The organism is Candidatus Ruminimicrobium bovinum, assembly GCF_902760015.1.
Classification (GTDB): domain Bacteria; phylum Elusimicrobiota; class Endomicrobiia; order Endomicrobiales; family Endomicrobiaceae; genus Ruminimicrobium; species Ruminimicrobium bovinum.
The window spans coordinates 1-2237 of record NZ_CACWEU010000254.1 but is presented as its reverse complement, the minus strand read 5'-3'; the positions used below and the strand labels follow the sequence as shown (position 1 = coordinate 2237).

General features: G+C 25.7%; 2 protein-coding genes. Both read left to right on the top strand.

Features of this window, described 5'->3' with window-relative positions:
- Positions 1-62: 62 nt before the first annotated feature.
- Complete coding sequence (locus ACMUOV_RS08500; protein ID WP_413854714.1) at positions 63-1022, top strand: hypothetical protein; 960 nt, start codon at positions 63-65, stop codon at positions 1020-1022.
- A 174-nt stretch (positions 1023-1196) separates the two neighbouring features.
- The coding region (locus ACMUOV_RS08495) for a WG repeat-containing protein (RefSeq protein ID WP_413854713.1) at positions 1197-2237 on the top strand (1041 nt) is incomplete at its 3' end.

The following is a 2237-nucleotide window of genomic DNA, read 5'->3' as shown; positions in this document are numbered from 1 at the left end:
AATTTTAGAAAATGATTATAACAACTTTGTTCTTTCATTTCAAGTAATATAGGAGGATTTAGATGAGTAAAGTTGCAAATTTTAAAGTTATGGTAATGCAATGGTCAAAAAAACATAAGAAAGAATTAATTGCATTAGTTTTACTTGCGTGGTTGATACTATTTATTATAAATATGATATTAAAGAATCAGGCGCAAAAAATTGATCCTCCAAGTACATCATATGCACCATACAAATTAATCTATTCACATGATGATGAAGTAGTGCCAGAAGAAACTCAAAAAAATATAGAAAATCTTCTAGATAAATATTTTAATTATTGTAATGAAGGAGAATATGAAGAAGCCTATAAATTAATAACTTCAGAATGTAAAAAAAAGTTATATCCTTCTTTTGCAGAATTTAAAGGATATGTAGATTATGTATTTCAGGGAAAAAAGAAAATATATAATATACAAAGTTTGTCGTCTGTAGGTAATAAATATATATATAATGTTAGAATATTAGATGATATATTAGCAAATGGAACAACAGATGGGTACTATTATTATGAGGAAAAGTTTATTCTTATAGAAGATAATGGAGAAATGAAATTATCAATAGGAGAATATGTAGGTGATGAAAAATTAAATATTCGAGCTGAAGACGACAATATGATTTTTGAAATACAATCAAAATCAGTTGATTATGAAACAGAAACATATACAATAAAAATAACTAATAAAACTGATAAATACATTGTAATTTCAGACAATACGCAAAATAATGAAATTATATTAGATCTTGGTGAACAAACAAGAAGACCAGCTGATATGGAATATCTGTCTATATATGTTAAACCAAATTCAATGACAGTACAAGAAATAAAGTTTAATAAATTTTATGATAATGGGCTAAAGGCTAATAGATTAATACTTGGAAATGTGCGAATATTGAATAGCTATGACTCTAAGACAGGAACAACACAGGCAGATTTGGATAGTGCGATTAAGATATATGGTTATGAAATAAAAATAGATTAATAAAAAGTGTTAAGCTGTAGTAATACAGTTTAACACTTTTTATAGAATTAGCCGTGAAAAATCACCTGAACTGTAACAAAGAGTGACCCATACAGTTTTAATCTATTATTACCTCTTGTTTTTTCTAAAAAAAATGATATATTGAAAAAGAATATTATCAAATGGAGGTAAAAAATGAGTAAGGGAAGAAGATATGATGGCGAACCAAAGTTAAACATGAAGAAAGTGTTTGCAGTATTCGCAACTATATTGATAATAATACTATTTATAATAGGAATTAATCTAATATTAAAAGCAGATAAAAATAAAGTTGTTAGTAAAAATATAGAACTAAATTATTATACAATATTTTCAAATGGAAATTGGGGAGTAATTAATTCAAACGGAGATGTTGTAATTGAACCTATGTATCCTGAAATGATTATTATTCCTAATAAATCAAAAGCCGTTTTTGTTTGTAATTACGAAGTAGATTATAATGAAGGTAATTATAAAACAAAGGTTGTAAATGAAAAAAATGAAGAAATTTTTACAGGATATGAAAAAAAATCTGTAATACTTAATTATGATGAAAACAATAATATATGGTATGATGGTAATGCAATAATCGCTGAGAAACAAGGAAAATTCGGATTATTAAATCTTGATGGTAAAGAAATATTACCATGTGAATATGAAAGCATTACACCATTAAAAGGTATAAAAAATAGTATGCTTGTAAAAAATAATGGAAAATTTGGTATAGTAAATTCAGATGGAACAATTATAGTACCAGTTGAATATGTGTCAGTTTCAGCATTAACAACAGAATATAAAAATGGATTTTTAGTAAAAAATGCTGAAAATAGATTTGGAATAATAAGATCAGATGGTCAAGTTGCTTTGGAGTGTAAGTACGATGAAATAAAAAATATTGAAGATAACACAAATTATATTGTAAAAGAAAATGGAAAATGGAAAGTTACAACAACAGATGGAACAATATTCTTAGAGGGTAAAGTGGATAATGCCGTTGCAATGAACTATGGTAATGTTATAATAAAAGAAAATGGAAAATATGGTATAATCGACTTGACTGAAAACATAGCAGTTCCAACGGTATATGAAAATTTAACTTACATGTTTGAAGATAAATATGTTGCCAAAAAAGATGGAAAATTCGGAATAATTAATTCAAAAAATGAAACAATAGTTGAATTTAAATATACAGATATT